The sequence below is a fragment of the Colwellia sp. 75C3 genome, from assembly GCF_002836255.1.
GTDB lineage: Bacteria > Pseudomonadota > Gammaproteobacteria > Enterobacterales > Alteromonadaceae > Colwellia.
Map to the genome: position 1 here is coordinate 1 of NZ_PJAU01000001.1, position 2,404 is coordinate 2,404.

General features: G+C 41.2%; 3 protein-coding genes. All 3 read right to left on the reverse strand.

The window, feature by feature from the left end; all coding sequences use genetic code 11:
• Positions 1–22: 22 nt before the first annotated feature.
• The 3 genes from tnpC to tnpA all read right to left on the reverse strand — a co-directional run bounded on the left by tnpC (position 23) and on the right by tnpA (position 2,325).
• The gene (tnpC, locus tag CXF85_RS00005; RefSeq protein ID WP_101226501.1) at positions 23–1,573 is read right to left on the reverse strand and encodes an IS66 family transposase; all 1,551 of its coding nucleotides are present in this window, start codon (positions 1,571–1,573) and stop codon (positions 23–25) included.
• Positions 1,574–1,681: 108 nt separating this feature from the next.
• Positions 1,682–2,029 carry an IS66 family insertion sequence element accessory protein TnpB gene (gene tnpB, locus CXF85_RS00010; protein ID WP_101226502.1) on the reverse strand — a complete coding sequence of 116 codons (348 nt, stop codon included), beginning with the start codon at positions 2,027–2,029 and terminating at the stop codon, positions 1,682–1,684.
• Positions 2,029–2,325 carry an IS66 family insertion sequence element accessory protein TnpA gene (tnpA, locus tag CXF85_RS00015; RefSeq protein ID WP_101226503.1) on the reverse strand — a complete coding sequence of 99 codons (297 nt, stop codon included), beginning with the start codon at positions 2,323–2,325 and terminating at the stop codon, positions 2,029–2,031. Before tnpA ends, tnpB begins: the two co-directional genes overlap by 1 nt.
• Positions 2,326–2,404 lie beyond the last annotated feature (79 nt).

The following is a 2,404-nucleotide window of genomic DNA, read 5'->3' on the forward strand; positions in this document are numbered from 1 at the left end:
GTAAGCGTCTAGGGAAAGGCGTCTAGCCTTGCTTGATATTCCAAGGCAGCAGGTGCTCTAGGCTCTCTGGCTTTTTAGCGAGTTCATTTAAGCAAGTTTGCAAATAGCTATCGACTAGCAAACCATTTGCTTTTGCAGTTTCTACAAAGCTGTAGAGGATCGCACTAGCATTGGCTCCGCGCGATGTATTTGAGAACAGCCAGTTTTTTCTGCCTATTACAAACGGCTTTACTGCTCGTTCAGCACGATTGTTATCTATGTTGATACGACCATCTTTAAGATAGGTTTCGAGTTTGCTGGCTTGGTTATGCCAATAGGTTAAGGCTTCACCTAGTTTACTTTTCGGCGGTATTTTTTCTCTATTGTTCGCTACCCATGTGTTTATCTTATCAAGTATTGGTTTTGACTTGTCTTGCCGTACTTGGTGTTTTTCATCGCTAGTTTTCGTTTTGATATTGGATTCAATTCCGTAGAGCTTACCTATCAAGCTCAATAGCACATCCGCTTTACCTGTTTTGTTTTTACCTTGCGCGGTTTTTGCGTCAATGAATTTACGACGCGCATGCGCCATACAGCCGGCTAAGATAGCATTCGTTTTGCCGTACGCAGCATAACCATCAACTTGTAAGTAATTGCTATAACCATCAAGAAACATGATGGGGCATTGCGCTGCTCGGCTGTTGTGATAATCATACAGGACGATGTTTTTTGTTTTATTGTTATTCAACTTATCCTCACCACAGCAATACACCCACATATAGCTTGTAGTCTTTTCTTCTCGAATAACCTTTAACGGGGTTTCGTCTGCGTGAATTACAGCTTGCGCAAGCAATTGGCTTTTGAATAAATCATAGAGAGGCATCAGTAATTCACTGCAACGAATTAACCAGTCTGACATCGTTTGACGACTTAAGCTTATGCCATAGTCGTTAAACATACTTTCTTGTCGATAAAGTGGTAAGCCATATTGGTATTTAGCGGTAATAAGCTGGCTGAGTAAACTTGCCGTGGCAATGCCTTTGGGGATTGGCGTTGAGGGCATTGGTGCAGTTTTAATGTGATTGGAGATACCTGTTTTCTCACACTGTTTACAGGCGTACTTGGGACGAACGGTTTCAATAACCTTAATGTGCGCAGGTACAAACTCAAGCTTTTCACTGCGAGACTCACCGATTTTATATAAGCTGCTTTGACAGCAATCACAGACTTGCTCATCAACAGGTAAATCTATTGTCACGACTTTACGTGGCAAGTCTTTGGGAAGCGGTTTTCGTTTTGGCTTGTTTTTAATGGTTGGTGTTTTCTTACTACCAACCTCGGCTAAGAGCGTTTTATCCGCTTCATCTAAGGTTTCTTCGGCTTCATTGAAGGTTTCACCTCCGCCAGGATTTTGCTCTGAGCTTTTACCAAATTGTTTACGTCTAGCGATTTCATAGCGCTCGAGCAGGCCATGAATAATTTCATGTTGTTTCGCTAACTCTTTATCTTTTTCTGCTAATGCTTGTTGCAACTCAAGTAACATTTTCTTGAGTTGTTCGGGGTCATCGGGCAATGAGTTAGCATCTATTTTCATGGACACAGTTTAGCAATATTTACATTGCCTATCAGCTTTGCGCCTCAAATAAAACAAGGGCTTGCGTACACGATCATTGACTACCTTTTGATAGTCAATGTGATCCCATCAAATCACCGATTCATAGTGCAATGGAGCATGACCTACAACATCATAACCCGAGAGTAACCAAGCCAATTGTTGTTCCGTTAATTCAAACACTTGGTTTGAAACTTTACTAGGCCATTTGAATTTCTGTTTTTCCAGCCGCTTATACCACAGCGCAAAGCCTGTTTTATCCCAATAGAGAATTTTAAGCTTGTCTCTGGCTTTGTTGCAAAAGACGAACAATGCTCCAGTATAAGCATCATGTTCAAGTTCATCTTCGACAATGCCAACCAAGCCATTTATCGATTTACGAAAATCTACAACATCTCGGTGTAAAAAGACTTCAGGTACTTCACCAAACATTTTCATTAAACCAACGCTCGTAATACTTGGCCTAAGTAGGTGGCACTGGTACTTGAAGGGAGCCTTAATGTCGCCTTACCTAATGTCAATTCAATGAGTGGTTGCGGCGTAATCACCTCAACTTGTTGAGTGACTTGAGTACGAACAAAGCTGTTTGAGGTGATACCCAGTTTTTTACGAAACACATAAAAACTGGAGGTTGCTAATTGATGTTCACGGCAATAATCAATGATGGTTAGGCCGCTAGCTTGTTGTTCAGTTAGGATAGTTCGCCATTGCTCATGGCTTCGCGTTATTTTCATAAGGTACTCCAAATAATTATTTGAAGTAACTTAACTTGATCACGACTTATTGTTTAGATGCTCTTTGCTAGACGCTTAC

Excerpts from the sequence above, each read along its gene's own strand:
- tnpC (WP_101226501.1), bottom strand. The coding sequence starts at position 1,573 with ATGAAAATAGATGCTAACTCATTGCCCGATGACCCCGAACAACTCAAG.
- tnpB (WP_101226502.1), bottom strand. The coding sequence starts at position 2,029 with ATGAAAATGTTTGGTGAAGTACCTGAAGTCTTTTTACACCGAGATGTT.
- tnpA (WP_101226503.1), bottom strand. The coding sequence starts at position 2,325 with ATGAAAATAACGCGAAGCCATGAGCAATGGCGAACTATCCTAACTGAA.